2 protein-coding genes are annotated in these 2,143 nt (G+C 68.5%); both read left to right on the top strand.

Translation table 11 applies throughout. The features are described from left to right. Positions 1-1,788: amidohydrolase (locus tag DIE06_RS37535; protein ID WP_148094381.1), on the top strand; the 1,788-nt coding region annotated here is incomplete at its 5' end. A gap of 1 nt (position 1,789) precedes the next feature. Then, positions 1,790-2,143, top strand: a 354-nt coding sequence (locus DIE06_RS37530; protein ID WP_148094380.1) for a DoxX family protein, incomplete at its 3' end; no start/stop codon positions are given.

The following is a 2,143-nucleotide window of genomic DNA, read 5'->3' as shown; positions in this document are numbered from 1 at the left end:
GGCCGCTTCGTCGCGGTCGGCAGCGAAGCGGAGGTGATGCCGCTCGCGGGCCGCGCGACGAAGGTCGTCGACCTCGGCGGCCGCACGGTGCTGCCGGGCCTGACCGACAACCACTGCCACGTGATTCGCGGCGGCCTGAACTACAACATGGAGCTGCGCTGGGACGGCGTGCGCTCGCTCGCCGTCGCGATGGAGATGCTCAAGCAGCAGGTCGCGATCACGCCGGCGCCGCAGTGGGTGCGCGTGGTCGGTGGCTTTACCGAGCACCAGTTCGCCGAGAAGCGGCTGCCGACGATCGAAGAACTCAACGCGGTCGCGCCCGATACGCCGGTGTTCATCCTGCACCTGTACGATCGCGCGCTGCTGAACGCGGCCGCGCTGCGCGTCGTCGGCTATACGAAGGACACGCCCGAACCGCCGGGCGGCACGATCCTGCGCGACGCCGCCGGCAACCCGACGGGCCTGCTGCTCGCGAACCCGAACGCGACGATCCTCTACGCGACGCTCGCGAAGGGCCCGAAGCTGCCGTTCGAGTACCAGTACAACTCGACGCGCCACTTCATGCGCGAGCTGAACCGGCTCGGCGTGACGGGCGTGATCGACGCGGGCGGCGGCTCGCAGAATTACCCCGACGATTACGAAGTGATCCGCAAGCTGCACGACGCGGGCGAGATGACGATCCGCATCGCGTACAACCTGTTCACGCAGAAGCCGAACGCGGAGAAGGAAGACTTCGTGAACTGGACGAAGAGCGTCACGTATCACGACGGCACCGATTACTTCCGTCACAACGGCGCGGGCGAGATGCTGGTGTTTTCCGCGGCCGACTTCGAGGACTTCCGCGTCGCGCGTCCGGACCTGCCCGCGCAGATGGAAGACGATCTCGAAGGCGTCGTGCGCGTGCTCGCGCAGAACCGCTGGCCGTGGCGCATGCATGCGACCTACGACGAAACCATCAGCCGTGCGCTCGACGTGTTCGAGAAGGTCAACGAGGATATCCCGCTCGAAGGGCTGAACTGGTTCTTCGATCACGCGGAAACGATCTCCGAGCGGTCGATGGACCGGATCGCCGCGCTCGGCGGCGGCATCGCGGTGCAGCACCGGATGGCGTACCAGGGCGAGTACTTCGTCGAGCGCTACGGCGCGCAGGCGGCCGAGGCGACGCCGCCCGTCGCGAAGATGCTGTCGAAAGGCATCAAGGTGTCGGCCGGCACGGACGCGACGCGCGTCGCGTCGTACAACCCGTGGGTGTCGCTCGCGTGGCTGGTGACGGGCAAGACGGTCGGCGGGATGCGCCTGTATCCGCAGCGCAACCTGCTCGATCGCGAAACGGCGCTGCGGATGTGGACCGAGTACGTGACGTGGTTCTCGAACGAAGAGGGCAAGAAAGGGCGCATCGCGGTCGGGCAGCTCGCCGACCTGATGGTCCCGGATCGCGACTTCTTCACGTGCGCGGAGGACGATATCGTCGACACGACCGCATTGCTGACGGTGGTCGGCGGCCGGATCGTGTGGGGCGCCGGGCCGTTCGCGTCGCACGACGCGCCGATTCCGCCCGCGATGCCGGACTGGTCGCCGGTGCGGGCGTACGGCGGTTACGGCGGCTGGGGCGCGACGCAGCGAGAGGGCGCGCCGCTTCAACGGGCGGCTGCCGCGGCGATGTGCGGCTGCGCGAGCGCGTGCGGCCTGCACGGCCATGCGCATGCGAGCGCGTGGGGCCGCGCGTTGCCGACGTCGGACGCGAAGGGCTTCTGGGGCGCGTTCGGCTGTTCGTGCTGGGCGGTCTGACATGACGGCGCGCACCGCCCATGGCAACCCGGCATGGATCCGCGCGCTGCTGTCGCAGCCGTGGATCCTGCCGCTCGCGCGTCTGGCGCTCGTTTCCGCGTTCCTCATCGGCGGCGTCAACAAGGCGATGCACTTCGGCGATGCGGTCGCGGAGCAGGCGCATTTCGGCCTGCATCCTCCCGCCTTATGGGCGGCGCTGGCGATCGTGGTCGAGATCGGCGGCTCGCTGTGCGTGGTGTTTCGCCGCTTCACGTGGCTCGGCGCCGGCGGCCTCGGCATGCTGACGCTCGTCGCGATGGTGGTGGCGAACGATTTCTGGAACCGCTCGGGCGCTGAACATTTCATGGCGCTCAAC

Source organism: Burkholderia sp. Bp8998 (assembly GCF_003854235.1).
Taxonomy (GTDB): domain Bacteria; phylum Pseudomonadota; class Gammaproteobacteria; order Burkholderiales; family Burkholderiaceae; genus Burkholderia.
This window is presented reverse-complemented; position numbering and strand designations above follow the sequence as displayed.